This window comes from Thalassobacillus hwangdonensis, assembly GCF_042675915.1.
Lineage (GTDB): Bacteria > Bacillota > Bacilli > Bacillales > Halobacillaceae > Thalassobacillus_A > Thalassobacillus_A hwangdonensis.
On sequence record NZ_JBHTKL010000006.1, the window covers coordinates 128,275 to 154,990 of the forward strand.

28 protein-coding genes are annotated in these 26,716 nt (G+C 43.9%); 9 read left to right on the top strand and 19 right to left on the bottom strand.

Annotated features, from left to right (window positions below; all coding sequences use genetic code 11):
• The 3 genes from ACFQ2J_RS16135 to ACFQ2J_RS16145 all read right to left on the bottom strand — a co-directional run bounded on the left by ACFQ2J_RS16135 (window position 1) and on the right by ACFQ2J_RS16145 (window position 3,730).
• Window positions 1-1,098: a mechanosensitive ion channel family protein gene (locus ACFQ2J_RS16135; RefSeq protein ID WP_386062914.1), complete on the bottom strand. Its 1,098-nt coding sequence runs from the start codon at window positions 1,096-1,098 to the stop codon at window positions 1-3.
• Window positions 1,099-1,111: 13 nt separating this feature from the next.
• Entirely contained in the window at window positions 1,112-3,271 is a 2,160-nt protein-coding gene (locus tag ACFQ2J_RS16140) for an ATP-dependent helicase (protein ID WP_386062917.1), read from the bottom strand.
• A 249-nt stretch (window positions 3,272-3,520) separates the two neighbouring features.
• Window positions 3,521-3,730 (bottom strand): hypothetical protein, encoded by a 210-nt coding sequence (locus tag ACFQ2J_RS16145; RefSeq protein WP_386062920.1) that lies wholly within the window; start codon window positions 3,728-3,730, stop codon window positions 3,521-3,523.
• 182 nt (window positions 3,731-3,912) lie between these two features.
• On the opposite strand from ACFQ2J_RS16145, the gene ACFQ2J_RS16150 reads away from it, so the two are divergent.
• From ACFQ2J_RS16150 to ACFQ2J_RS16160, 3 genes are read left to right on the top strand one after another with little or no spacing between them, the layout of a single operon-like run.
• Window positions 3,913-4,497 (top strand): TetR/AcrR family transcriptional regulator, encoded by a 585-nt coding sequence (locus ACFQ2J_RS16150; RefSeq protein WP_386062922.1) that lies wholly within the window; start codon window positions 3,913-3,915, stop codon window positions 4,495-4,497.
• Window positions 4,498-4,509: 12 nt separating this feature from the next.
• Window positions 4,510-4,854: a DMT family transporter gene (locus ACFQ2J_RS16155; RefSeq protein WP_386062925.1), complete on the top strand. Its 345-nt coding sequence runs from the start codon at window positions 4,510-4,512 to the stop codon at window positions 4,852-4,854.
• 13 nt (window positions 4,855-4,867) lie between these two features.
• Window positions 4,868-5,182 carry a DMT family transporter gene (locus ACFQ2J_RS16160; RefSeq protein WP_386062928.1) on the top strand — a complete coding sequence of 105 codons (315 nt, stop codon included), beginning with the start codon at window positions 4,868-4,870 and terminating at the stop codon, window positions 5,180-5,182.
• A 38-nt stretch (window positions 5,183-5,220) separates the two neighbouring features.
• Here ACFQ2J_RS16160 and msrA read toward each other — a convergent pair whose 3' ends face one another.
• The 4 genes from msrA to nadE all read right to left on the bottom strand — a co-directional run bounded on the left by msrA (window position 5,221) and on the right by nadE (window position 9,633).
• Window positions 5,221-5,907 carry a peptide-methionine (S)-S-oxide reductase MsrA gene (gene msrA, locus ACFQ2J_RS16165; protein WP_386062930.1) on the bottom strand — a complete coding sequence of 229 codons (687 nt, stop codon included), beginning with the start codon at window positions 5,905-5,907 and terminating at the stop codon, window positions 5,221-5,223.
• 88 nt (window positions 5,908-5,995) lie between these two features.
• Window positions 5,996-7,915: an endonuclease MutS2 gene (locus ACFQ2J_RS16170; RefSeq protein WP_386062932.1), complete on the bottom strand. Its 1,920-nt coding sequence runs from the start codon at window positions 7,913-7,915 to the stop codon at window positions 5,996-5,998.
• 410 nt (window positions 7,916-8,325) lie between these two features.
• Window positions 8,326-8,880 carry a cysteine hydrolase family protein gene (locus tag ACFQ2J_RS16175; protein WP_386062935.1) on the bottom strand — a complete coding sequence of 185 codons (555 nt, stop codon included), beginning with the start codon at window positions 8,878-8,880 and terminating at the stop codon, window positions 8,326-8,328.
• A 15-nt stretch (window positions 8,881-8,895) separates the two neighbouring features.
• A complete protein-coding gene (gene nadE / locus ACFQ2J_RS16180; protein ID WP_386062938.1) occupies window positions 8,896-9,633 on the bottom strand; it encodes an NAD(+) synthase in 738 nt (245 codons plus the stop codon).
• A gap of 160 nt (window positions 9,634-9,793) precedes the next feature.
• Between nadE and bshB2 the strand changes: the two genes are divergently transcribed.
• Window positions 9,794-10,480: a bacillithiol biosynthesis deacetylase BshB2 gene (gene bshB2 / locus ACFQ2J_RS16185; protein WP_386062940.1), complete on the top strand. Its 687-nt coding sequence runs from the start codon at window positions 9,794-9,796 to the stop codon at window positions 10,478-10,480.
• A gap of 41 nt (window positions 10,481-10,521) precedes the next feature.
• Here the strand turns inward: bshB2 and ACFQ2J_RS16190 are convergent, their stop codons facing one another.
• The 3 genes from ACFQ2J_RS16190 to ACFQ2J_RS16200 are packed head-to-tail and all read right to left on the bottom strand — an operon-like array spanning window position 10,522 to window position 12,832.
• Window positions 10,522-10,947, bottom strand: a complete 426-nt coding sequence (locus ACFQ2J_RS16190; protein WP_386062942.1) for a DUF4064 domain-containing protein — start codon at window positions 10,945-10,947, stop codon at window positions 10,522-10,524.
• 18 nt (window positions 10,948-10,965) lie between these two features.
• Window positions 10,966-11,919 (bottom strand): ABC transporter permease, encoded by a 954-nt coding sequence (locus ACFQ2J_RS16195; protein ID WP_386062945.1) that lies wholly within the window; start codon window positions 11,917-11,919, stop codon window positions 10,966-10,968.
• The gene (locus tag ACFQ2J_RS16200) at window positions 11,912-12,832 is read right to left on the bottom strand and encodes an ABC transporter ATP-binding protein (RefSeq protein WP_386062948.1); all 921 of its coding nucleotides are present in this window, start codon (window positions 12,830-12,832) and stop codon (window positions 11,912-11,914) included. The genes ACFQ2J_RS16195 and ACFQ2J_RS16200 overlap by 8 nt, the downstream gene beginning before the upstream one ends.
• Window positions 12,833-13,154: 322 nt before the next feature.
• Here ACFQ2J_RS16200 and ACFQ2J_RS16205 point away from each other — a divergent pair, with 322 nt between their 5' ends.
• Complete coding sequence (locus ACFQ2J_RS16205) at window positions 13,155-13,793, top strand: VC0807 family protein (protein WP_386062951.1); 639 nt, start codon at window positions 13,155-13,157, stop codon at window positions 13,791-13,793.
• Window positions 13,794-13,929: 136 nt separating this feature from the next.
• On the opposite strand, the gene ACFQ2J_RS16210 is transcribed toward ACFQ2J_RS16205, so the two are convergent.
• Together ACFQ2J_RS16210 and typA are read right to left on the bottom strand one after the other, a co-directional pair.
• The gene (locus ACFQ2J_RS16210; protein ID WP_386062954.1) at window positions 13,930-14,661 is read right to left on the bottom strand and encodes an MOSC domain-containing protein; all 732 of its coding nucleotides are present in this window, start codon (window positions 14,659-14,661) and stop codon (window positions 13,930-13,932) included.
• A gap of 120 nt (window positions 14,662-14,781) precedes the next feature.
• Window positions 14,782-16,629, bottom strand: coding sequence for a translational GTPase TypA (gene typA, locus ACFQ2J_RS16215; RefSeq protein ID WP_386062956.1), 1,848 nt, complete (start codon window positions 16,627-16,629; stop codon window positions 14,782-14,784).
• A 142-nt stretch (window positions 16,630-16,771) separates the two neighbouring features.
• Between typA and ACFQ2J_RS16220 the strand changes: the two genes are divergently transcribed.
• The 4 genes from ACFQ2J_RS16220 (at window position 16,772) to ACFQ2J_RS16235 (ending at window position 20,951) form a co-directional block, all read left to right on the top strand.
• Window positions 16,772-17,596, top strand: a complete 825-nt coding sequence (locus ACFQ2J_RS16220) for a sensor histidine kinase (protein ID WP_386062957.1) — start codon at window positions 16,772-16,774, stop codon at window positions 17,594-17,596.
• 1 nt (window position 17,597) lies between these two features.
• Window positions 17,598-18,242: a response regulator gene (locus ACFQ2J_RS16225; RefSeq protein WP_386062958.1), complete on the top strand. Its 645-nt coding sequence runs from the start codon at window positions 17,598-17,600 to the stop codon at window positions 18,240-18,242.
• Between the two features lie 108 nt (window positions 18,243-18,350).
• Window positions 18,351-19,136 (top strand): FixH family protein, encoded by a 786-nt coding sequence (locus ACFQ2J_RS16230; protein ID WP_386062961.1) that lies wholly within the window; start codon window positions 18,351-18,353, stop codon window positions 19,134-19,136.
• Between the two features lie 267 nt (window positions 19,137-19,403).
• The gene (locus ACFQ2J_RS16235) at window positions 19,404-20,951 is read left to right on the top strand and encodes a sodium/proline symporter (RefSeq protein ID WP_386062964.1); all 1,548 of its coding nucleotides are present in this window, start codon (window positions 19,404-19,406) and stop codon (window positions 20,949-20,951) included.
• A 92-nt stretch (window positions 20,952-21,043) separates the two neighbouring features.
• Here the strand turns inward: ACFQ2J_RS16235 and ACFQ2J_RS16240 are convergent, their stop codons facing one another.
• The 7 genes from ACFQ2J_RS16240 to mbcS form a co-directional block, all read right to left on the bottom strand.
• Entirely contained in the window at window positions 21,044-21,343 is a 300-nt protein-coding gene (locus tag ACFQ2J_RS16240; protein WP_386062967.1) for a 4a-hydroxytetrahydrobiopterin dehydratase, read from the bottom strand.
• A 31-nt stretch (window positions 21,344-21,374) separates the two neighbouring features.
• On the bottom strand, window positions 21,375-21,551 hold the full coding sequence (locus tag ACFQ2J_RS16245) for a hypothetical protein (RefSeq protein ID WP_386062970.1): 177 nt from the start codon (window positions 21,549-21,551) through the stop codon (window positions 21,375-21,377).
• Between the two features lie 495 nt (window positions 21,552-22,046).
• The gene (locus tag ACFQ2J_RS16250) at window positions 22,047-23,657 is read right to left on the bottom strand and encodes a BCCT family transporter (protein ID WP_386062972.1); all 1,611 of its coding nucleotides are present in this window, start codon (window positions 23,655-23,657) and stop codon (window positions 22,047-22,049) included.
• A gap of 130 nt (window positions 23,658-23,787) precedes the next feature.
• Complete coding sequence (locus ACFQ2J_RS16255) at window positions 23,788-24,042, bottom strand: hypothetical protein (protein WP_386062975.1); 255 nt, start codon at window positions 24,040-24,042, stop codon at window positions 23,788-23,790.
• Window positions 24,043-24,143: 101 nt separating this feature from the next.
• The gene (locus ACFQ2J_RS16260) at window positions 24,144-24,593 is read right to left on the bottom strand and encodes a GNAT family N-acetyltransferase (RefSeq protein ID WP_386062978.1); all 450 of its coding nucleotides are present in this window, start codon (window positions 24,591-24,593) and stop codon (window positions 24,144-24,146) included.
• Window positions 24,594-24,640: 47 nt separating this feature from the next.
• Window positions 24,641-24,781 (bottom strand): hypothetical protein, encoded by a 141-nt coding sequence (locus ACFQ2J_RS16265; RefSeq protein ID WP_386062981.1) that lies wholly within the window; start codon window positions 24,779-24,781, stop codon window positions 24,641-24,643.
• Window positions 24,782-24,983: 202 nt separating this feature from the next.
• The gene (mbcS, locus tag ACFQ2J_RS16270) at window positions 24,984-26,561 is read right to left on the bottom strand and encodes an acyl-CoA synthetase MbcS (protein ID WP_386062984.1); all 1,578 of its coding nucleotides are present in this window, start codon (window positions 26,559-26,561) and stop codon (window positions 24,984-24,986) included.
• Window positions 26,562-26,716: the final 155 nt, after the last annotated feature.

Genomic DNA, 26,716 nt, shown 5'->3' on the forward strand with positions numbered 1-26,716 from the left:
TCACTCTTTGCCTTTTTCATTATTCAATATACCCTCCAGCACATGCTGATCGACGCTGCGAAGGTGCAAGTCTCTTTGCGGGAAAGGAATTTCGATGCCCTTTTCTCGGAAGATTGCATCGATACGGAAATTCAAATTACTTCGAACCATAATGACATGTTGCGGATTACTTATCCAGACGAACAACTCGAAGTTCAATGACGAATCCCCGAATTCTTTAAAATAGACAAACGGTTCAGGGTGACGCAGGACTGTCTTTGATACCTCTGCTTCATCAGCAGCCACCTGCATCAAAGCGTGCTTCACTTTCTCCACATCACTTCCATAGGCAACCCCGACAGGCATGACAAGCCTCATCAATTTATCACTATAAGAACGGTTGATCACATGCTCCTCCAGGAAATAGGAGTTCGGCACAATGATATGCTCATTATCCAATGTCTTTATGACAGTGGCACGCATATTTATTCTTACCACATCGCCAATGATATCATTCACAATCACACGGTCTCCTACTTTGATCGGTCTCTCAAATAGAATAATGATACCGGAGATGAAATTGGAGGCGATATTTTGTAATCCAAATCCGATTCCGACACCGATTACTCCAGCAAAAACTGTAAGAGCACTTAATTCAAACCCTACAGTGGAAAGACTGATGATGACTGCCAGTACCATCACGATGTAATGAAATACTTTATCAAAAGTGAACTGGACACCACGATCGAGTTCATATTTCTTATAGACGGTTGGAAAAAGGTAATCTCTTACCAGTGCCGAAACCCGGTTTGTAATGGATACAATCAACACTGCCAGAATGATAAGGAAAATCGATACTTCTTCCTGGCCAATATTGAAAATCCCATCGAGCATCCAAGTTGAACTTTGAAAATAAAAGAGAAGATAGATGACGATCCCATAGAAAGTGACCCAGTTGATCAAGCTTTTCACGATCATATGAACACGAACTATCTTGGCTCTGTAGTTGCTCCATTTTTTTGTTACGAACAAAATGAGCCATCTTATGATAAGTACACTGATGATAAATACGATTAAATCAAGGTGATCCATGAAAGGATTTACTATTGAATCCGCCAAGAACTCCCTCCTTCTATTGATCAATTACTTCCAATCGCTTAAAATTCCTGCTGATCGGTCTTGGGGCTTTCAAATTGTCAAAATATATGAGGTACGTATTCTTTTTATGATCTATTTCCTCAATCACCCCTTCGCCAAACACGGGATGACGCACTTTTGTCCCTTTCGGATGGCCTTGCTCATTTGCCACCCGGTCCGTACCATAGGCTGCTTTAATATATTCCTTGGCTTCTTTTTCCAGTTCTTCATCGAGAATCCCGATTCGCTGATAGGCATCTTCATCCAACTCAAAAATGAATCTGGATGGATATTTCTTCACGCCACCACTCTGATAACCTTCCGATTCTGTCAGGTACAATTCTTTTTCCGCTCGTGTCATACCAACATAAGCAAGGCGACGTTCCTCCTCCAAGCCACGCTCCTTACGATCCCTGAGGGTACGCACATTCGGCAGTACACTTTCTGTCATACCTACAAGGAAGACATATGGAAACTCCAACCCTTTAGCCGTGTGAATCGTCATCAGCTTAACGGTATTTGATTTGCCTTCCAAATCGTTATCCGTATAGAGCGTCAGCATCTGCAGATATTCTTCTAACTCTATGTCTTCTCCCATCGTCTGCTCGTACTGCACAATGGAATGAAGCAGTTCAGTCAGGTTATCGAGACGTTCCTGGTCGCCATCTTCCCTGATATAGGCCTCATACCCTGTCCGCTGCAACGCGTCCTGCAACAGCTCTGAAACATGGTTGTCCTTTTTACGGGAGCGCAGGGATTCGATAGCATCGATGAACTGCTGTGCCTGTGTCCGTTGCAGGCGTGGATGATCGACGTACTTTTTCAACGTGTCATACAACGTAAGCCCGTCCGCTTCCGCACGTTCACGCAGGAACTGCATTCGCTTTTTCCCTATCTGCCGCTTGGGAACATTGACAATTCTGGCAAAAGAAAGATCATCACCAAATGCGATCATACGCAGATGTGCAATTGCATCTTTGATTTCCATCCGATCGAAAAACTTGAAGCCGCCAAAAATGGTGTAGTCGATATTCTCTTTGATAAGCGCCTGCTCAATGAAGCGTGATAAATAATTCGCCCGATACAGGATGGCAATCTCATCTTTCGATGCCTGTTTTTTCTTAAGCAGATCTTCGATTTTGTCGACAATCCACTTCGCTTCCTCGTTCTCGTCCTTCCCGTGATAATGGATGACCTTCAGCCCTTCTTGATTTTCGGTAATCATCTCTTTATCGACCCGGAAGACATTGTGCTTGATCAGAGAATTACTCACTGCAAGGATCTCAGGAGTCGAACGGTAATTCTGATTAAGGAAAATCGTCTGGGCATCCGGGAAAAAGGATTGGAACTCGACCATGTATTTCGGATCCGCTCCGCGCCATTCATAAATTGTCTGGTCAGGGTCACCGACAACAAAAAGGTTGTGATGCTTTTCCGCCAGCATACGCATCAGCTCGAATTGTTTTTCATTACTGTCCTGGAACTCGTCCCCTTGAATATAGAACAAGCGATCCTGCCATTTTCCCAATACCTTCGGATACTTGTGGAATAGTACAAAGGTAAAATTGATCAAGTCATCGAAATCAAGCCCGAAGACACGCTTCTGCTTTTTTAAATACAGCTGGATGATCTGGCTGTCCAAATCACCTGCATCGTCTAAAGGCACCATCGCATCCCTCGTAATCATCTGATTCACATAATGCGTATTCCCTTTCAGCATCCCGATCTTATCAAGGATGCGCTTGAACGTCTTGTCATTCAGCTTCAATCCGAGATCTTCGAAAATTTCCCTTAACAGTGTCTTCTGATCCTCGACGTCAAGGATGACGAAGTTCTTCGGATAGAAAAACCGATGGATATCCTCTCTAAGCACGCGCACACAAAATCCATGATACGTAGTGATGAAGCCAGTATCCTGCTCTCCGCCAATCAGCTTCTTCACCCTTCTGCGCATTTCATGGGCCGCTTTGTTCGTGAACGTGACACATAAAATATTAGAAGGTTCAATGCCTAGCGCATTCACGAGAAATGCGTACCGATGGGTCAGTGCCTTCGTCTTGCCTGACCCTGCCCCGGCAATCACCCGGATGTAGCCTTCCGTTTCCATCACTGCCTGCTGCTGCGATTCATTCAATCCAGTCAATAATTCCTCCATACACTCTCCCGCCTTCAGAACATTTGTTTGTAGTATATCACAATTTCCAGCTGGTATCTCGCAGGCAGGTGGGTCTTGACCGACTCGCTCTGGATTATGACCGACTTTCTGCTTTTTTGACCGATTTTACTGAATTATGACCGAATTCACCCGCATGTTGACCGAAAAACCGAAAATATGACCGAATCACAAAAATAAAAAACATTTCCAGCTCGTCCACAAACCGGACAAGTGAAAATGCTCCACTTCTTACAGTTCTTCCAATTCTCTCTTTTTCAATACTTTCACCTGACTCAAATTGCCGATCACATCGAATTCGATGGAGAGTACATCGCCAGCCTCGGCGAACTCGATCAGTCGCTCCTGCAAGACGAGGAGCTGGTTCGATTCTACCCCTTCTTCGATCAGTATAGCGTAGCCACCTTCGTATCGATCCAATGTAAAAATGGTTGTAGGCACAGGTCCACATTCTCCTTTATTGTAAAATATTGCTGAATTTTCTGTTATCTCTTATAGTTCGTCTTCCCTCTATTAAACAATACAAACTTGTTTATTTTTCCAAAAAGAAAGGATAGACACCTATTTTTACAAGTGTTAGAATAGACTAACGAACGTTAGTTAGCGAAACTGAGGTGTCGAATATGACGAAAGATAAAATATTGAATGTTGCATTAGATATGTTTGGCCAATTCGGCTATGAAGATACAGCACTATCCGATATCGCTAAGACTGTCGGAATCAAAAAGCCATCGATCTACAATCATTTCAACAGTAAAGAGGATATCTTCCGTGAGGTATTGGATGAAGTTATCCGTCGGGAGCGTGCATTTTTCTCGGAGGAATTGAAGATTGCCTCCGACCTGACTTGTGAGGAACAATTGCGCGAACTATTCGAGCAGTACAATGAACGGATGGCAACATCAGAAGTTGGCTTGTTCTGGAAGCGCGTGACGTTTTTCCCGCCGGAGTGCTTCGCTGAAGTCATCAAGGAAAAATTCAAAGAAGTCGAAGGAACATTCACTGAAATTCTGAAAGACGTATTCCATAAAGGGAAAGAAGAAGCGGTAATCCGGGATCTCCCATTTGAAACATTGACCGCTTCGTTCTATACGGTTATTGACGGGTTGTTTTTGGAACGACATTTTTACGGGGAAGATGAATACCTTCTTCGCAAGGAAGCGAGCTGGAAAGTATTCTGGTTGGGAATCCAACATCCTGAAATTTAGGGGTGAAAAATTATGGCATGGGTATATTTATTAGTCGGTTCGTTGTTTGAAATAGCGTGGGCAATGGGGTTGAAGCTGTCTGAGGGATTCACGCAGCCGCTGATCAGTGCGATTACAGTCGCGCTTATTTTTATCAGTTTTTACTTTTTCACTAAGGCATTGAGGGAAATCGATATTGGCACCGGTTATGCGGTTTTCACTGGGATAGGCACAATCGGTACGACAATAATCGGTATTCTCATGCTTGGAGATAAAGTCAGCTTTACAAAACTGTTATTCATCATCATCCTCATTACAGGAATCATTGGCCTGAAGGTGACTTCCACCCAAAATGTCCCTTCAGAAACTACACACTAAGGAGGTGCTCCTGATGACATGGGTATCTTTGATTTTTGCAGGTATTTTTGAAATGGTCGGAATGTTCTTCATGAAAAAATCGAATGGATTCAAGATATTGAAACCGACGATCGCAGCGATTGTGGCTGCTTTTTGCAGCTTTTATTTCCTTTCAGTATCTTTACTGAGTCTGCCTGTCGGAACGGCATATGGCATATGGACAGGGATTGGGTCGGCTGGAACGGTCATAATCGGGATCATCTTCTTTAAAGAAGGTGTCGATGTGAAACGATTGTCCTTCATCGGATGCATCATCGTCGGAGTCGTAGGCTTGAAGCTCGTATCATAACAAAACGCTTGGAATTTAATCCAAGCGTTTTTTTCTTGCTATTTTTTTGGAAGGTCAAGCTCAAGGTCTTCTCCCCACATATCTTCAAGATACTGATCACGTCCAGAACCGTTTCGGTAAAAGTCGTAGCGCAGTTCATTGTTTTTATAATAATTCTGGTGGTATTCCTCCGCCCGGTAGAATTCCTCTGCTGGCTGAATTGGTGTCACTAGTTCTTCATCAAACCGACCAGTTTCAGATATCGCCTGTTTCGAGGTTTCCGCTGCTTCCTTCTGCTGTTCATCATGGTAGAAGATTGCTGAGGTGTACTGGAAACCGCGATCGACGAATTGTCCGCCATCATCAGTAGGATTGATTTGTCGCCAGAATACATCGAGCAACTGCTCATAAGTGATGACTTCAGGATCATAGTAAACCTGGACTGCCTCCACATGGCCGGTTCCACCGCCGGAAACTTCCTCATAGCTCGGATTCTCAAGGTCTCCCCCTGTATATCCAGATACGGCTTCCGCTACTCCCTTCAACTTTTCAAAAGGGGGTTCCATACACCAGAAGCACCCGCCGGCAAAGGTAGCTACTTCATACCCTTCCGGAACATCCTCTGCCATAATAGCTTCACTTTCATAATTTCTTTTCGTCAAATAGGCATAAGCTTCAGGAATCAGGAAAACACCGATCAAACCGATGATCACTGCGATGATGATACCTTTCGTCTTTCTTTTCATCGGAATTCCTCCTTAGCCAGCTGTTTTCCATACTATACCATGGCTTAAATGATACCTTCCACTGCCTTGCATCTCTGAATGTGCCAGCTCACTCTTCATCGTGGAGTACTTGACCCTCCACATATTTGCGCTCCATCTGTTTTTTCGTTTTTCGGTACTCCGTGGATTTGAAAATGATATCGAAGTCATAATCATCAGGATACAATTCGCTGGCAGGGATATGCAGTTTGATCCGTTTATGATTAATTTTCTGCTTTTCCCCTTTGACCTGAACGATATAATCCCCTTTTTCGTCCGGACCCTTATAAACGATTGCCGTTTCCCCTGTTGCCATGATTGTTACATTATCTCCCTGCTGATACTTTTGATCTCCCTTCTCCTGTTGTTTCGGCTTTCTTCTGGCATAACGGTTCACGGAGATTTGTTTTTCCATGCTTGCCTGCTTCAATAGCTGTTCCTCGACATCAAACTCTCTATCTTCTTTGTAGGTGATTTGGTGGGCACGCCGTAAAATAGTTGGGTGCATGCCAAGCTTCATAGCGATTTCAAACGCCTGGCTTTTCCCTGTCTGCCCGAGCAGCAGACGATAGGTCGGTTTCAACGTTTCAATATCGAACTCCATTGATCCATTCATGAACCCTTGCTTTTCTTCTGCAAATTCCTTCATCTCACTGTAATGGGTCGTAGCGAAAATCGTCGCTCCCTTTTCAAACAGCTGCTCCAGAATCGCAGTCGCAAGCCCCATTCCTTCACCGGGGTCTGTTCCTGATCCCAATTCGTCCAGTAATACCATCGTATGATCATTCGTTTCGCGTAGAATATCGATGATGTTCACCAGTCTTGAGCTGAACGTACTCAAGTTCTCTGAAATACTCTGGCCATCACCGATATCTACAAAAATCTGCTGGAACATGTGCAAGGAAGTCCCTTCGTCTGCAGGCACATGCAATCCGGACTGTGCCATCAATGTAAGCAGACCGATGGTTTTCAGCGTCACCGTCTTCCCGCCAGTATTCGGTCCGGTGATAATCAGCGCGTGATCTCCTTCACCGAATTGGATCGTAAGCGGCACGGCATCCTTTCCAAGCAATGGATGTCTTGCGCTTTTCAAATCGATCAAGTAGGATTCATTCAATTGTGGTGCTGTCGCATCCAATGCCAAACTGTATTTCGCTTTCGCAAAAATGACATCGTACTGGTGCATCGTGTCCACTGCAATCTTCAATGCATGCTCCTGTTCCATGACATAGCCTGTCAAATAGTAGAGGATCTGTTCCACTTCATGCTCTTCTGCCATCCGTAGCATCTGGATCTCTTCCTGCATTTCCCCGATTTCTGAAGGCTCGATGAAAAGTGTTGCTCCTGATGCTGATTGATCGATGATTGCACCATTGATTTTATTGCGGTGTTCCCGTTTGATCGGCAACACGAATCGTCCATTCTTCTCAGCTACTGTCTGCTCCTGCATGATTGTTTTATATTTTGCCGATTTCGCCATATGCTGAATTTTGTCTTTCAATCTCGTTTGCTGGATCTGTAATTGCTTGCGGACCCTCTGCAATTCTTTCGTCGCATAATCGTCGACTTGCCCATGTCTCAGACATCGCTGAATTTCCGCTTCCAATTCTGATAAGTCTTCTATCGAATAAGCGTAGCTGCTGATCGTTGGTGCAGCGTATGTCTTATCTTCCATGAACCGCTTCAGCTTAGTGCAATGGTCAAGGAAGGATAACAGCTTCGTAAACTGATCCGACCGAATGTACATGCCTTTTCCCGCATACTCAAGAATATGCAATACATCATCAAGACTGTGGATCGGAACACTGCTGCTGATTCGCAGCACTTCAACCGCTTCGGTCACTTCCTCCAGCCACCGTTCGATCTGGCGCTTATTCAGTGAAGGTCGAGTGGCTTTCACTGTTTCCTTCCCTTTTTCAGTAAACGCATAATGGGATGCTTCCTTCAAAATCGTATCAAATTCCAATGTTTCAAAAGTATGAGTATTCATTATTAATCGTTGCTCCTTTTTTCTGCCATTAAAAAAAGCCACGACAAGCTAATGCTTATCGCGGCTAAAGCAGGCAGATGTGATGTGCAGAAACTGGATCCCTCCTGTTCCTGCGGTCTTCTTCTACCACCATTTCTATACAAATAAAGGCTATGACAAAGAACGTCATAGCCAGAATTCATATAAATTCTTTATCGCTATACATGCTTGTTCTCAACTGTTCTTGAAAAGCAACACGAAACAGACCTGCATGTCTGCATGTCAAAAAAACTTTTCAAGACCGTATTCGATTACGGGTTAGTTAAGAACACTCACACTCATAAAACATACTCCTTAGAGAGTTTGAAATGGTGGTCCGAAGACCTTCTGCTATTATCATATGCGATTCGAAGCCGACCTGTCAATGTCAATCATTTCATAGCGTCCAAATCCAATTCATCACTCTGTGTCATATCAGCAAAAAGAGACCGCTTCATAATTTCCAATGCATTTTTGTTATCTTCCTCCTGCTCAGAGGCAACACAGTCTTCTGGAATGAAAAGATCATATTCCCGCATGTACGCACCATTTGCAGTGAAAAGCACACACATATCTCCAGTAAGACCGGTGATGATCAATTGTTCAACTCCCATCTGATGGAGAAGGATGTCCAATTGCGTTCCAAAAAATCCTGAATGCTTCGGTTTGATGACGAAGAAGTCATCCTCATCCGGCTGCATTTTTTCAATTACAGGCTTTCCTCTTCCTTGCTTACATTCTTCGATGATTTCTTCTGCGTTATCCTGCCATAACCCGAAGTTGTCATTAACATAAATCACCGGAAAACCTGCTTCCTTCACCCGTTTCTTAAATGCCTGAAGACGGTCCGCCATTGGCAAAGCATGGTCAAGCAGATTCTCTCCACCATCAAAATCCATTTTATTAATGACATCGATGATCAATAGCGCTGTCTTGGACTGTTTCATTTTATCCCCCCGTGATTACTCGAACTCTGGTGGTTCCGCTGGTGTCAAGCGTTTATGCTTCGTCCGTGCATGCATCTCATCGATTTTCTTCTTGTCTTCCTGAGGGATATCTTCTCCCTTCAGGTAAGCATCGATGGTGTCGTAGGAGACACCCATCTCTTCTTCATCCGATTGTCCTTCCCATAGTTCGGCACTTGGATTCTTCTCAACGACTTGTGATGGTACACCAAGGTAACGCGCCATTTCCCTTACTTCACCTTTTGTCATATGAATCAGTGGGACAAGGTCGACACCACCATCACCATACTTCGTAAAGTAACCAGTATGATGTTCTGCAGCATTATCGGTACCGACGACCAAGTAGTTGTAATTCGCTGCAACGGAATATAACGTACTCATCCGTAGCCTTGCCTGAAGGTTGGCCCCATTCAACTGCTCGGCATCTTCATTCCATTCGTCCTTCAACTGATCCTGTATTTCCCTATAGATCGTTTTGTAACTTTCCGTAAGTTCGATGCCTTTATATTTCAGACCGGCTTCTTCGATGACAGCCAGTGCATCTTCCTGGTCTTCCACTCGCTGGTTGATTGGGAGCACCACCCCAAGTGAATTATCCGGAAATGCGCGTTGGATAAGATTCGCAACCACGGCTGAATCGATCCCTCCACTGACACCGACGAGCGCTCCTTTCATTCCGGCATCTTTCACTTCTTTTTGAATCCAGGAAACCAAATGTTCAATTCTAGTATTCAAGTGATCTACCCCTTCCATATTCTTTAATGATCGTCACATCTGGAAGTAGTTTTCCTTTTTACTGGTACACATAAACATTTCACTTTAAAAAGGATACAAACTACGTAATAATAAGATTTACAGAATAAATGGATACGTGTGATGTAAAGGAGTGGAAGACATGGGACAGAAAGAACGTCAGGTGCTGGTCATTTTCCCTCACCCTGATGATGAAGCATTCGGGGTTTCAGGCACGATTTCTTCATTCATCGACCAGGGCACACCTGTGACCTATGCATGTTTAACATTAGGTGAAATGGGACGAAATCTAGGAAAGCCACAGTTCGCCAACCGTGAAACATTGCCTATTATCCGCAAAGAGGAATTGAAGCTTGCTGCAAAAGCAATGGGAATCGAAGATCTACGGATGATGGGATTACGTGATAAAACACTCGAATTCGAAGATGACGAAAAAATGACCCAACTGGTAAGAGATTTGATCAAGGAATTGGACCCTTCGCTGATCATCACGTTCTATCCTGGCTATGCCGTGCACCCGGATCATGAAGCGACGGCCAGAGCAGTTGTTCGCGCGGTGAGAGAAATGGATGAGAGTGAACGTCCAAAGCTCCACTGTCTTGCATTTGCGAATAATACACTGGAAGAACTCGGGAAGCCGGACGTCGTTTATGATATCGAATCGGTTAGAGAGCGAAAACTCGATGCGATGCGGGCACATATATCCCAAACAGCAAGGATATTGGAGATGATTGAAGAAGGATTGAAGGTGGATGACCCGGAAGCCCTGAAGTGGGTGACGAAAGAACGTTTCTATTCTTACAAATGGGATCAGGATCAAGTGAAATAAGAAACCCCCGCCGATTCGGCGGGGGTTCTATTATGTCATGATCAATCATCATAAACGACTTTTTTACGACGGACAAGTGCGACGATACCTGCAATGAAGTAGAACAACGCAGGGAACACACCGACACCTAAAGTGATGATTGCTGCTAGAACGGACGTTACAAGCAGGATGGCACCAGCGGTCTTCGGTTTTTTATCACCTTTCAATAGCATGACTGCCAGGATACCAAGAATAGTGGCAATTACGGTAATGATGATGAACGTTTGGACACCGTTACTCAACATTTCAAGAATCTGATCCGCATTCATTCCTCCGGTATCTGTACCTGGCTGATTCAAACCTTCTTCCAACCCTTGACGGAACTCTGGATTATCCTTTTGACTTAACAACCATCCACCGATTGCTGCAGATGCAGCAAATAAAACTACCCCGATAATAGTTAGAACGATTTCTACTGTACGTTTCATAATCTATTCCTCCCCTAATTAAGTATTAACAATATCACGTTTCGTAAATGCCAGCCACGACGCCGCCATGAACAAAATAAAATACACACACAACACAATTACCGAAAACGTCAAGGTTAAATCATCAATCATAGGCGTGCTGTACACGTGCTGGTACAAATCTGTGTTTGCAAACAGAATGAACTTCGCCCAACTGTAATCAGAGAAAAACGCAACGATTGAACTTCCGGCAAACATCAGGAAAATTGCCAACCCGATGGATAACGAACTGTTACGGAAAATAGCTGAAATCATGAATGCAAAAGTAGCCATCATCAACAAATTGACAGAACTTAAGCCATACTGCGTTAAGATATGCTGAACGACAGGAACCTCTTTCACTGTTTCATCCTGATAGTACAGGAATGGCTGCCCAGCATTTTCAAGTCCAAATAAGATGGCACCTACGATGAACGACAAAACAATTACCGACAATAACAACGTCAGCGCAAATGTCAGTACCGACACATATTTGGCGAATAAGATCTTCGTCCTTGATATCGGACGGATCAATAATAATTTTATGGTTCCCCATTTGAATTCATTCGCAATGATACCAGCTGCAACGATAATGATGAACAAACTCACGAAGGAAATGTTGGCGCGGTTTTCCTGAACGAATTTCCATGCATTGTAGCCCGCAGGTTCGATATCGTTTTCCAGCCTGTATTCATTCAGTTCATACTGTTCAGCGATAAACCCTTGGCTGAACTCAGGCACTTCTTCCATATCCTTTTTATATTGTTCGTTCTGCTGTTGTAATTCTTCTCTCCAATTATCTCCTGTAGGAGGTGCGGTGAAATCTCCTGTGAATTTCATGACGGCACCAAAACCGATGACGAAAAGCGCAAGCAGACCAACCATCACCCAAGTGGAGACTTTCGAATACAATTTCATCTGTTCATTACGTACAAGTTGGAAAAAATTATTCAATTGCTCCCTCTCCAATCAAGTCCAAAAATTTATCTTCCAATGTGGAGCGATGGACGTTCACTTCATATATGGAAATACCGCTCTCCACCAACTGCTTCAGCAAGCGAGGAATTTCTTCTCTGCGTGCTGACACGATCAGTTTATTTTCCTGCTGTTTCACTTCCGTTTCAAGCAGACCTTGTAGGGATGTCATCGCCTGATCAATTGGATCCACTTCAAGGTAAACCTCTTTAAGTTCCGATTGTTCGGTAGCATCTGCGACGGTCTGGATCGTCACCAGTTCGCCTTCCTTGATGACACCGATCCGATCACACATCAGTTCCATTTCAGAAAGGATGTGACTGGAAACGATGACTGCCACGCCTTCCTCTTCTGCTAACTTCCTTATGTAATGGCGGATTTCACGGATTCCGGATGGATCCAAACCGTTTGTCGGCTCATCAAGAATTAAGATCGATGGGCTGTGCAGCAACGCCTGAGCAATCCCAAGACGCTGACGCATACCTAAGGAATACTTGGACACCTTTTCTTTGATCCTTTTATTCAGACCAACGAGGTCGACAACTTCCTGTACACGCTCTTTCGTAACACCAGGAACCATTCTTGCGAAATGCATCAAGTTCTTCCATCCACTGAGGAACGGATACATTTCCGGGTTTTCGACGATTCCCCCGACATGCTGGATCGCACCTTTGAAATCTTTCCTCACACTTTTCCCTTCAATCAATACATCGCCTTCAGAAAGTTCCATCAGTCCGACCATCATACGGATCGTAGTCGTTTTACCCGCTCCGTTCGGCCCAAGAAAACCGAAGACTTCCCCTGGATATATACTGAAATCAAGGCCCTTGATGATCTCCTTGTTTCGAATCCGCTTCTTAACATTCTTCAACTGCATAGCAGCTTCAGCCATTAAAACACCTCCATAAACTTGCTTTCCTCATTAATACGAGATAAGTACCAGATACGTTTCAATTTTTTACAAAAAAATTGTCGAAACTATGATTCTTGCATGTGGGCGGTGGGGAACTTCATGTTTGTATAATAACTTGGTAGTTTTGTTAAATAAGGGAGCGGATTTGTATTATAAACCAGCTACTTTGCTTAAATAACCTCTCGTTTTGTTTAAATACTACTCTTATTTGTACAAATAACATCTACGCGGGGCGTGCACGTAACAAGAGCATTCACACTTTTCCATATTATGTTAGTCTAAATATAAGGAGGGAAGCGTGATGCAGAAGAATATAGTTCTGTGGGATGTGCTATGCTATGCCATCATCCCGCTGATCGTGTGGAACATGCTCAGGGAATACATAGGCGATTATTATGCAATGCTGCTTTCGACTGTACCTGGAATCCTGTACAGCTTCTACCGTTTCTACTTAGTGAAAAAAGTGAACCTGTTCGGGATGTTTCTTCTCGGATCATTGATAATCGGTACGCTGGTAGATGTGCTTGCAGGTTCTGCAATGCAAATGCTATGGAACAACGTGTACTATGCTTATGCGATGGCGGCTTTCTATCTGCTGACCATTCTAGTCAACCGGCCGATTTTTCTTTATTTTTCTCTGGATCTGGTAGAATTGCAAGGCGCTGACCGTAAGGAAATGAAGAAAATATTCTACCAGAAAAAGATTCTGTTCATCTTTAAGCTCGTGACCTTTGGCTTTGCTCTCAGAAGCATCGGACTCGCACTTATCAAAACATGGCTCATCCAACGTTATGGCGTAGAAGCCTTTGATCAGGCGCTGATTGCCAGGCAAGTATTCAGTTGGGGAATGACCGGGATTGCGATGCTTGGATTCGTGTACATATCCAAATTGATCAAAGATCAGCAGCAGGAAAAAGAAACCGCTCAGGCAGAAGGGTGACCTCTATTGCCTGAGCGGTTGTTTGTGTAAAAAAACAGCCTACTTGTTCGATAAAGTGCAAAAGTTGTTTAAAAAACTCTCAAACTTGTTTAAATAAACACAGAAGTTGTGCGATAAACGGGGAAAGTTATTCCAATCACTCCGCATCAACCAAATCAACCTCGTCTCCGGCGTGAATCTTCCCGGTCTTCAGCACCTTCGCATAAACGCCGAAGTGATTGTTCCTTCTTTCAACGATTTTTTTCAAAAGTTCCGGGTCACGTTCGGCATTTTCGGGATCGACTGTGATGATCATGCAGCGTTCACAGTGGCGCAACACTTGCAGCTCCACTTCATCTCCGATCCGAAGCGTCTTTCCGAACCATGCATCCTCAATGAAGGGTTCTTTTTTCTCCAGCGATATAAGTAGATTCGGACGGAACCTGCGATGATCCGCTTCCTGTCCCCAGATATCTTTCAGCTTTTCAATTGAAGCATCCGTCACAATCAATACATGCTCTTCCTCTATCGCTCCAAGTGGGACATGTCGCGGCTCATACTGTACCTTCGAAAGGGAACGTTTCGACTGAGTCTCAATTTCCTTCAACCACGCTTGCCCCTCCCACATGACTTTTTCACCGGAAGGAGTAGTCACTTTCACCGGTGGATACTTCTCCATTGACTCGTCACCGGTAAATTCAGCCCGGTACTTGGCGAGCTTTTGAAATTGAGTAATCGTCAGATATTTATCTGTTCTTGATAAATCTTTGATTGCATGACTGCGGTCCCCATATAGGCCATACGGCATTACATGGGTAGACGTGACGACCTCTCCTGTCATCGATTTGACCGGATGGCGGGTAATTTCGTTCAGGACTCCAACTTTCATTCGTCACACTTCCTTCCATCTATCTATTACTTCTATGTTAGCGGAATTCTGGTCATGTTAGAAAGTCTTTAACCTAAATAAAAAAATCCGCGGGCTCCCCCGCGGATTTCTGAACAGTAATTATTTTTCAGCGTTCTGAAGTTTTTTCTTCTTCGCTTCTTTTTCACGTTCGTTCTTGTTAAGGATTTTCTTACGAATTCGGATTGATTCCGGAGTTACTTCACAGTACTCGTCATCGTCCAAATATTCGATCGCTTCCTCAAGCGTCATCTTCCGAGTCTTCTTGATCGTAGCTGTCTGGTCTTTGTTTGCAGAACGAATATTCGTCAGGTGCTTTTCTTTCGTGATATTGACGGTAAGGTCATTCTCACGGTTGTGTTCTCCGACGATCATTCCTTCGTACACTTCTGTACCAGGCTCAACGAAAATCGTACCACGATCCTCCAGGTTCATGATGCCGTAAGTGGATGATTTTCCTTTATCAAGGGAAACTAGCACACCCTGACGACGTCCCCCGACCTGGCCTTGAGTCAATGGTGCATAGCCATCGAAAGTATGGTTCAAAATTCCGTAACCACGTGTCTGGGATAGGAACTCGGTAGAGTATCCGATCAGTCCACGGGAAGGAACGATGAACTCAAGACGTACTTGACCATTTCCGTCGTTGACCATATCCTGCATTTCACCTTTACGCATTCCGATTGATTCCATGACAGCACCCTGGTACTCTTCAGGGACATCAATCTGTACGCGTTCTACCGGCTCGCAAGTCACTCCGTCTACTTCTTTCAAGATTACTTTCGGTTTGGAAAGCTGCAATTCAAAGCCTTCACGACGCATGTTTTCAACAAGGATGGACAGGTGAAGTTCTCCGCGTCCTGCAACGGTCCAGACATCCGGTGAAGATGTCGGTGTTACACGAAGACTCACATCTGTTTCCAACTGTGTCATCAAACGTTCTTCAATCTGACGAGAGGTTACATATTTACCTTCACGGCCTGCAAACGGACTGTTGTTCACAAGGAACGTCATTTCCAAGGTCGGTTCATCAATACGTGGGATTTCCATTGCTTCCTGATGATCCGGAGGACAAACAGTCTCACCGACGTTGATATCCTCAAGTCCTGCCAGAGCGACGATGTCACCTGACTTCGCTTCCTGGATTTCCACCCGCTTCAAACCGATGAAACCAAACATCTTCGAAACGCGGAAGTTCTTCACAGATCCATCTTTCTTCATGAGAACGACGGATTGGCCAACCTTGATGCTGCCTCGGAAGACACGACCGATTCCTACACGCCCAAGGTACTCGTTGTAATCAAGCAATGTCACCTGGAACTGCAGTGGTTCTACTGAGTTATCTACAGGTGCTGGAATGTTATCCATGATTGTCTGGAAGATTGGATCCATTGTTTCCTGCTGTGTTTCCAACTCTGGCTCTTCACTGGAAGTTCCGTTCAATGCAGATGCATAGACAACCGGGAATTCCAACTGTTCGTCATCCGCACCTAGTTCGATGAACAGGTCAAGGACCTCATCGACAACCTCTTCCGGACGGGCACTCGGACGGTCGATTTTGTTCAACACGACAACCGGTGTCAGCTTTTGCTCCAACGCCTTTTTCAATACGAAACGAGTCTGTGGCATACAGCCCTCATACGCATCAACGACAAGCAAAACACCGTCTACCATTTTCAGAATACGTTCTACTTCACCACCGAAGTCTGCGTGACCAGGTGTATCCATGATGTTGATTCGTGTATCGTTATAATTAATCGCAGTATTTTTTGCTAGAATCGTAATACCACGCTCTTTTTCCAAGTCATTAGAATCCATTGCACGCTCATCGACATGTTCGTTGTCACGGAATGTTCCAGAATAGCGAAGCATCTGGTCTACAAGGGTAGTTTTTCCGTGGTCAACGTGGGCGATGATTGCAATATTACGAATATCATTTCTGTGTTGCATCAAGCACACGCTCCTCTTTTCATCACTGAAAAATTATTCAACTTGTCTAGTATAACACATAATTCTCCAATGTTATACAATAATTGTAGGTTTGTCATCCTCGACTTTTGAAGTAAACTAGATGCAAATGAGGTGGTCTTCCATGACATATAAACAGATCAAATGGCTCATCCTTGTCGGACCAGCCGTGATGATCGGCTTGTGGGAATATATCCGACATGAGTTCCTCCTTTCGATCATTTCAATGAACACTGGAAACGTTCTGACTCCTATACTATTGTTAGTCATTTCTCTTGTCATAAACCGTCAACTATTCAAGCTTATGGAGAAACAGCGTGAAGAACTCGAAGAAGAAAAGATGAAAAAAGCGATCATGGAGGAACGTCAAGCCATTTCGAGCGAGTTACATGATTCGATCTCCCAATCTTTATTTTTACTTGGTGTGAAAATCGATCGTCTGGAGCGAGAAACCAATGACGATAACAGAAAACAAATCACTCACCTGAAACAAGCGATGCAAAATATCCAAAAAAATGTCCGCCAATCCATCAAACAGCTCAGAAAGCCCAATCCAATCATTCACAGCTGGCACACGACATTGAAAGAACTAGTTGAACGAGTGCAGGCAGAGCTTCCGGATGCCACGATCGATATCAACTGGGAATTGAATGATGAGGAATGGTCAATGGAAGAAAAAGTGCAAACCTATTTCATCATTAGAGAAGCGCTGACGAATATCATCAAGCATGCCACCGATGTAACTCACATCGTAATCGAAGCTTCTCCCGACGAATCTGGATGGAGGTACACTGTTTCGGATGATGGAGATGACCCTTATGAATACTCACCCGAAGATACACATTACGGGCTTGATATAATGAACGAACGGGCGCAGCAGATGGGATGGCACTTGCAAATAAAAAGAAGCGATGATCGAACGATTGTAAAAGTCGAGGTGAAACATTGATATGGAAAAAGTCTACAAAGTATTGATTGCAGACGATCATGCCGATGCCAGGGAAGCAATCAGAGAGATATTAAGCACGTTTGACACCTATGAAATCATCGGTGAAGCCCTTGATGGAAAAGAAGCCATCATAATGGCTGAGTCGCTGGAACCCGACCTGATTTTAATGGATATCAACATGCCACGGATGGACGGGTTGAAATCCACTCGAGAGATCAAAGCAGCGTTCCCATCAATCAAAATCATCATCCTTACAGTTTCAGATGATAGTGTCCATTTATTTGAAGCTTTAAAAGAGGGTGCACAGGGATACCTTTTGAAGAATGTCACCCCTATCGATTGGAAGAGTTATATGGATGCGGTAATGGAAGAAACGAAAAGCTTTTCTAAAGGCCTTGTCGACCAGACCCTTTCCACACTTTTAGGGAACACCGCCGGAGCCACACGTCCGCCATTGACATCAAGAGAAGAGGAAGTTATGAAACTGGCTGCTTCCGGTGCCACCAATAAGCAGATATCCACTCATCTTCACATTTCGGAGTACACAGTGAAAAATCATCTGAAGAATATCCATCGCAAGCTCCATGTCAAAAGTCGGGTCGAACTTACCAGACTTGCGTATGAAAATCGTTGGATCGAAAGTTAATTCATAAAGTCGTCACAGGTATAGCCCCTATGAGTCATAGTTTTTCGTACAATGAACATGATAACCTATAATTGTAAATACAGCCGAACACTCAAAGGAGCTATCATAATGAAAAAGAAACTACTATTTGTGTCCTTAACTGCATTGTTGCTTATCCTTACTGCCTGCGGCTCGGATGATGATAAAGAGAGCGCCGACAATGTGGAAATGATCGATACGAAAGTGAGCATTCCTGAAGCAATCGAAGTGGGCGAAGAAGTGACGTTCCAGGCAGAAGTCACCCTAGGGGATGAAAAAGTGAATGACGCCGAGTACGTCGAATTCGAAATTTGGCGCGATGGCGCTACAGAAGAAGAGCACCAGAAGATCGACGCCGAGTCAAAAGGAAAAGGGATTTACGAGATCCAACACACTTTCACAGACGCCGGCACGTACTCTCTTTATGCTCATACCCAGGCGAGAGATATGCACGTCATGCCAAAAAAAGAGTTTGAAGTGAAGGATCCGGAAGCTGATACACAAGCAAGTAGCGAAGAAGGACATTCGCATGATCAAGAAGATGAGGAGCATTCGCACGGAGATGATGAAGGTCATTCTTATGAAGGTGAGGTAGCCGCCCACTTCGTATCTGATAAAGATTGGAAAGCTGGCGAAGAGAATGAATTGATGGTTCACCTTAATAAGGACGATCAACCCTTCAATGATGTGAATGTTCAATTTGAAATTTCTTCAGACCAGCTGGAAAAGCACCTATTCGTCGATGCGGAGCGGACGAAGGATGGAGAATTCACAGGGAACTACACCTTCCCATCCGCAGGTACTTATACAGTTAACGTCCACTATGAAAACGAAGAAATCCACGGTCACAAAGAAGAAATCATCGAAGTAAATTGAACCATCCTGTCCATACCACCTATAAGTGGTATGGACTTTTTTTCTAACTACATTCCATATATTTTTTACATGTTGTAAAAAGGGACAGAAAACGCTAACAATTTTCTGAAAATTTTGTTAAAATGATGCTGCACTACAAAATTACAGAAAAGGAGTTTATTGTATGACATTCGACATGATTTTGGGATTGTTCATCATCCCGATCGGCATCATTGGGCTCGGTGTGGCAGCCTACATCCACACAGGAAAGAAAGCGGGGGATCATGAATGAATGCTCACCCATTAACGGTAGGAATCCTGATCTTATACCTCCTCATCCTGATTGTAATCGGAGCGATGAGTTCCAGAAAAAGTGCAGGTGGACTTACTGACTTTTTCCTGGCGGGACGTAATCTTAATAAATTCACTGTAGCATTGAGTGCCGTCAGTTCAGGACGAAGTTCGTGGCTGGTTTTAGGTGTGACGGGTACGGCGTTTGCTACTGGACTGAACGCAGTCTGGGCAATTACCGGGTACATAACGATGGAAGTGTTCATGTTCTTCTATGTTGCAAGACGCTTCCGGATCTTTAGTGAACAAACGGACAGTATTACGATTCCGGATATTTTGGAAAATCGCTATGGTGATCGTCTGAAGCTGCTTCGTATCACTTCTTCCATCATCATCATTTTCTTCATGGTTGCCTATGTAGGAAGTCAGATTGTTGGCGGAGGAACTGCCTTTTCTTCCAGCCTGGGAATCTCGGTGACGAACGGAATGTGGCTGACAGCTGCCATCATTTTACTTTATACGATGCTTGGCGGATTCCATGCGGTAAGTAAAACGGATGTGCTTCAAGCATGTTTCATGTTTTTGTCACTCGTCGTTTTGCCGATTATCGCCATCATTGAGCTCGGTGGTATCGGACCAATCATCGATGCATTAGCATCTGAAGGCGGCGGATTCACTAACCTTTGGCTGTTCGGCTTCGGTGCTATTGCAGGGTTGTTGGGAATTGCACTAGGAAGTCCTGGTAATCCTCATATCCTTGTACGCTACATGTCGCTGAAAAATGTCAAAGAGATGCGTCAGGCGGCAATGATCGGAACCGTATGGAACGTAATCATGGGATGGGGTGCAATATGGGTCGGTCTATCTGGGCGTGCATTCTTCGAATCTGTCGATGCGCTTCCAAATGCCAACTCTGAGGCGCTCTTCACCTCACTCGGGGAAGAATTGCTCAACCCATTCTTCATGGGGATCCTGCTTGTAGCTGTCCTGGCAGCAATCATGTCCAGTGCTGACAGTCAGTTGCTTGTAGGAGCAAGTGCAGCAGTAAGAGACATTTTCGATAAACTGTTTGCAAAAGAAAAAGACATCCCACAGAAAAAGCTCGTTCTTTACAGCCGCCTTTCCATTGTAGTAATCATGGCATTGTCTGTATGGCTCGCGTTTTCAGCTCAGGAATTCGTTTTCTGGATGGTATTGTTTGCATTCGGCGGGTTAGGGGCTTGTTTTGGACCTGTACTGCTTTTGACTTTCTATTGGAAACGTACGACAGGACCTGGTGTACTGGCAGGAATGATCTTCGGTCTTCTCACGGTCATTTTAGTGAAGAAGCAGCCGGAATGGACATTCAGCTTTCTGCCAGATATGAAACAGTTGTCTGCAGACCTTCTTTTCGGAATTACGTATGAAGCAGTTCCCGGCTTCCTCGTTGCTGCACTTGCAACGGTAGTAGTTAGCTTCATGACGAAGAAACCTGTGCAGGCAGACAAAATGATTGATCAGCTCAATTACGGTGAAATCGAAAGAAAAGATCATAAGGCCAGTTGATTTCTCATTCAATAAGAATAAAACGCATGCAGCCACAAGTGCTGCATGCGTTTCTTATATATACGATTTCATTATGTGAGTATATGAAATTGTTACTCTTTGATGATTTGGTCATAGAAGGAATCATACTGCTTCGCGCAGGTCAAATCCAAGTCAGTCAGACCTTTTGCCCGCCAGGAAGTCAACCTCAGCGTCACCAATTTATAATCGATGCTGATGAATGGGTGGTGTTGGATATCTTCAGAATAGGCGGCAACCTGATTGACGAACTCGATACCTGAAAGGTAAGCTTTGAATCGATACTTCTTCGTGATCCACTTTTCATCTTCCAGCTTCCATCCGTCCAGTTTTGCCAGCCCCTGTGCCTTCTCCTCTTCATTCAACCTTTCCATGAGCATTTCACTCCTCAGCTTAAATAATCTATTATACTTCCTCAATTGAGTAGTGGTAGGAAGCTTGAAGTCCTCCCTGACTTTTCATATCTTCGATGAATGTTTCTGCTTCTTCCATCGTGTGGAATGTCAGTTCTTCATTAACACCGCTGCTCATGAAATCAATTATGGTATCACTTGAATTTTTTGCTATGACTTTAAACCCCATTCAAATCCCCTCCACACTTAACATTATTCTGGAAAAGCAATAATATTTCAAACTTTAATGTGTGAGGATGTTCCAACTCCATCTTTCCGCCTATGTAAAGCATTTATTCAAAGGGAAGTGGATGAAACTTTTTCACGACAAATTACGTCTAATAAGTAGAGGACACTTCAAAAGAACCATTTTACTTAAAATCATTTCATTCAGGTTTCAATCTCATTACATCGAGGGAATGTGATTAACATAGCAGCTATTCTATGATTTGTTGGTTCTCATAACATTTTTTGTACGATTATACTTAGGAGGTATCGCACCATGAAAACGAGAATCAGTTTTGGCCGTGAAGATTTCTTGTATGGAATTGGAGGCTCTTCTTTGTTGGCAGGTATCCTATACATTACAATTTATATGTTTTAACCTTCACCTCTGCACTTATTGTGCAGAGGTTTTTTCTATTCAAGGTGAATAATCAGGTGTTGGGATTCCCATTTATATCAATTAATCGTTTTTATCCGAATCCTGCTTTTTTCTTCTCAATTTTTCGAGGATCCTTTTTCGATTGATGTGAATCGTTTTTTCCTCATAACCTTCAGAAGCCACGATATCCTGGGTGGATGCTTTCATGAAAGACCATGCCAGCAGGAACATGATAATAATAAGCGGGAAGCCTCCGACGATACTGGCTGTCTGCAACGTGCCTAATCCACCGAGGAACATTAGTACTAGCGGAAGAAGGCATAGTGCAAATGCCCAGAACAACCGATTCCACCTGAGCGGTTCTCCTTCCACTTCTTTTTGAACCACAGCAGACAGGATATAAGAACTCGAATCAAAGGTCGTTGCCAAGAAGATGATGGCGAGTACTGTAAAAATAAGTACCATGAACTTCGCTAATGGAAGCTGATTGATGATTTGGATGATCGTAGCCGGTGCTCCATTTTCATTCATGAAACCGATCACATCATAACTTCCGGACAGCTGCAAATAAAGTCCGAAATTGCCCATGATTCCGAAGAAGAGGACACATCCAAGCGTCCCATAGATCATCGTACCAAGAATCATTTGGCGAATCGTTCTCCCTCGTGAAATGCGCGCGACAAACAATCCAACGAAGGGTGCATAGACCAACCACCATGCCCAGTAAAAAACTGTCCATGTCTCTGGAAATTCCGTTTCTTCGAATTGAGCGAAATTACCAAACGGCTCTGTCCATGTTGCCATTTTAAAGAAGTTGTCGAGAAGAATACCCAAGCTATTTGTAGTTGTTTCAGTAATGAATCTGGTAGGGCCAAGCAGAAATACAAAGCCCAATAGAAATAACGCCAGCCACAAGTTGATATCACTGAGTATTTTTATCCCTTTTTTCAGTCCTGAATAAGCACTGATGGCGAAGATGGTTGTACATAAAATTAGAATGAAGGTCTGCAAGCCTAAATTGACTCCAATCCCGGTCAATTCACTTATCCCCTCTGCAATCATCGGTGTACCTAAAGCGAGGGTTGTTCCGGCACCTCCAAGCAGACCGAACATGAACAGGATATCAATGATGTTCCCGATCGGACCATCTACTGCCCGTCCCAAAACAGGGCGGCACGCTTCACTGATTTTTAGTACAGGTTTTTTCCTGACATAATAGAAATAAGCAATTGGCAATGCCGGTAAGGTGTAGATTGCCCAAGCAATTGGTCCCCAATGGAAGATTCCATATGCGGTGGACCATTGGATCGCTTCTTTTGACTCAGGCTCAAGTCCGAAAGGTGGCCCTTGATAATAATAGGCCCACTCAATGACAGCCCAATACAGAATGCTTGAACCGATTCCGGCAGCAAACAGCATGGCTGCCCATGAAAATGTATTGAATTCAGGCTTTTCGTCTTCTGCTCCAAGTTTGACATGCCCATTAGCACTGAACGCTACGTAGATTAAAAAGAAAAACACGATAAGTCCCATGACTAGATATAAAACACCAAAATTACCAGTCATCAATGCGTTCGCCTTATCCACAAACTCTTTCCCTGCATCCGGGAAGAGTACTAATGGAATTGTTACTCCTACCAGTAAAAGGAATGCTCCAATAAAAGTCGGCCAATCGATGATTCGTGTACGCACATACTCTCATCCTTTCGTCTATTTTTTCAACGGTATTACACTAGTATTAGTCATACCCTATTCCTCGACAAAAGGAGCCAAAAAGACAAAAAAATAACAAACCAAGCACTTTGCCGGTTTGTTATCTTACTTAAATGAAAAATACCCAAGGCAGAATCATCGGAATCATGATGATGATCGTCACAATCAACCAGGACGTCTTATTGTCACTTTTCACCTGTTTGATATAAGACATCCCCCACGCCAGTAAAAGCAGTGCAGTTACAAGGATACTCCGAAGATGGAAGCCACCTTCTTTGTTATTCATGAATATATACATGCCTCCTTCAACCACAAGCAGTACTCCTACTGCAATATTGAAGAGGTGGATAAATCGATTGTTCACGTGCTCACCCCGCGCGTCTGAATAATAGCCATCTTATTATAGCATTGACCATCTCTAAAAAAAATATAGATAAAGACAATTTAACCTTAACTTAATCTTGATTACTTTAAGCCAAGATCCTGGGTGGTGATTTTTTTATAAAAACCAGTTGCAGCTCCTTCGAATCCCCATTTGCGATAAATTTCATGGGTCTCCTGCCGCTCTTTTCGATTCCCGCTGTTGAGTACAATCGCCTTCGCTCCTTTACGATGTCCCCATCGCATGGCGTGCATGAAGAGAGATTTCCCGATCCCTTTCCCTCTTCTGTCTGCTTCAACGACTGCAGCAACAACGCGGATGTACGTATCGTTTTTCTCATAATGAAAACTGTGGATCATTCCGATCATACCGACCAACCGCTCGTCCTCTTCATATACATATGTCTGATAGTCAGGCTTCATGTGAATCTTCGCAAACCTCGATGCCATTTCTTCTGGTGAAGTCGGGTAACCTAGTAAGGTTATCAGACGTGCGAGTTCAGCCGCGTCTTCCAATCCTGCTTCCCGTATCATCGATTCGACACCTTTCTATGTAAAAGAATAAAACTGCATTATTCAGTTTATACGTTGAATTCGAAAGAACCGTGCAGTACAGCTTCTTCTTCCTTCTCCGGCTCTGGACTTTTCACCTCAAGTGGGATGAACGCTACCGCCATTCCTAACACAAGAATCAATGCAATGGATTTCGCTGCTTTCTTCATCCATTTCTCCCCCTTTTGATTGCAATTCAATTTTAACACATGGAAGAAGCTTTAGGACCAGTTATTTTACTCCCCCTCAACATTAGAAAAACTTGGCTTGTCGCAATGTACTTATAGCGAAAGCCTTAGTGTTTTCTTATACTTTATTCCTTTAAGAAAGGCAGCCAAGCATCAAATGCTCGGCTGCCCAGTACAATCTGTATCATTTCGGTTGTACTTCTTTTTGACGAAGCTCTACCCTTCGGATCTTTCCAGAGGTCGTCTTCGGTAAATCGGATAAAAACTCGATTTTTCGAGGGTACTTATAAGGAGCTGTCAACTCTTTCACATGCTCCTGCAATTCTTTCACCAGTACTTCGTCACCTTGCTTCCCTTCCTTCAGGACGACGAAGGCTTTGACGATGTGTCCCCTCACTTCATCGGGACTTGCAACCACCGCACATTCCTGTACGTCAGGGTGCTTTACTAGGGCATCCTCCACTTCGAATGGTCCAATCGTGTAACCGGAACTGATGATAATATCATCACTCCGTCCTTCAAACCAGAAGTACCCATCTTCATCCATCGATGCCTGATCACCGGTCACGTAATAATCTCCCCTGTAAGACATCTTGGTACGTTCAGGGTCCTTATAGTATTCTTTGAAAAGTGCAGGCGTATCAAGGTGGACGGCAATATCACCGACTTCTCCAGGCAGTACAGGTTCACCGAGCTCATCAATGATTGCAACCTTGTTACCAGGAGTTGGTTTCCCCATGGAACCTGGGCGGACTTCCAGGTCTTTCATGATCCCTACAAGCAAAGTGTTTTCTGTTTGACCATATCCATCGCGAACTGTAACGTTGAAATGTTTCTGGAATGTGTCTATGACTTCCCTGTTCAATGGCTCGCCTGCTGATACTGCACTGTGAAGCGCAGGCAGCTTATAGTCTGCCAGGTTGTCCACTTTTGCCATCAGACGATATTCTGTCGGCGTACAGCAAAGCACATTCACTGTATAACGTTCCAAGAGACCTAGATAGGTCTTCGGTTCAAATTTACCTTGATAGACCAGTCCTGTCGCTCCAGAGCCGAGCACGGATAAGAACGGACTCCAAATCCATTTCTGCCATCCTGGACCTGCAGTTGCCCATACTGTGTCGCCTTCTTCAATGCTCAGCCAGCTGCTTGCTGCAGTTTTCAAATGAGCAAATCCCCAGCCATGAGTGTGCACGACACCTTTAGGGTTGCCGGTTGTGCCAGAAGTATAAGACAAAAATGCCATGTCATCGCGATCTGTTTCTGCTAGTTCCAATTCTGCACCAGCTTCACTCGCTGTCACTTCATCGAGATTGGTCCAGCCTTCCACAGCCCCTCCCACCGAAAACATCTTCAAGAACTTCATTTCTTCAATTCCATCAAACTGCTCTGCAAACGGGGAATAGCTGATGACACCTCTCACTTCTCCATGAGAGATTCGGTACTGAAGGTCCTTCTTTCTCAGCATTTCTGAGCTTGGGATGACTACCAACCCTGCTTTCAATGCTGCAATATATACTCCATATGCTTCAATCAGGCGCGGTATCATGACGAGTACTTTATCTCCACGCTTAAGACCACTTTCCAAGAAAGCGTTTCCAATTTTATTTGCGTTTTTCATCAGATCAGCGTATGTAATCTCCGCCTTGTTCCCCTGTTCATCTTCCCAAAGGATCGCTTTTCGGTTCGGGTCTTTCGCATGTTTTTCGAATTCCATTACTACATTATATTTTTGAGGTGCAATCAATTCTTCTCGTTCCATTCGAACATCCCCTCCCAAAATCTATTGAGCATACGCTCAGGATGGATTCATTATAACAAATTTTCAAAATTATGAATATATTTCATTCGTAGGGTATCTATAGTTCCGTTCTAAATTAGGCTCTGTTTTCGTAGATTACTTAGAAAGACTTCCAG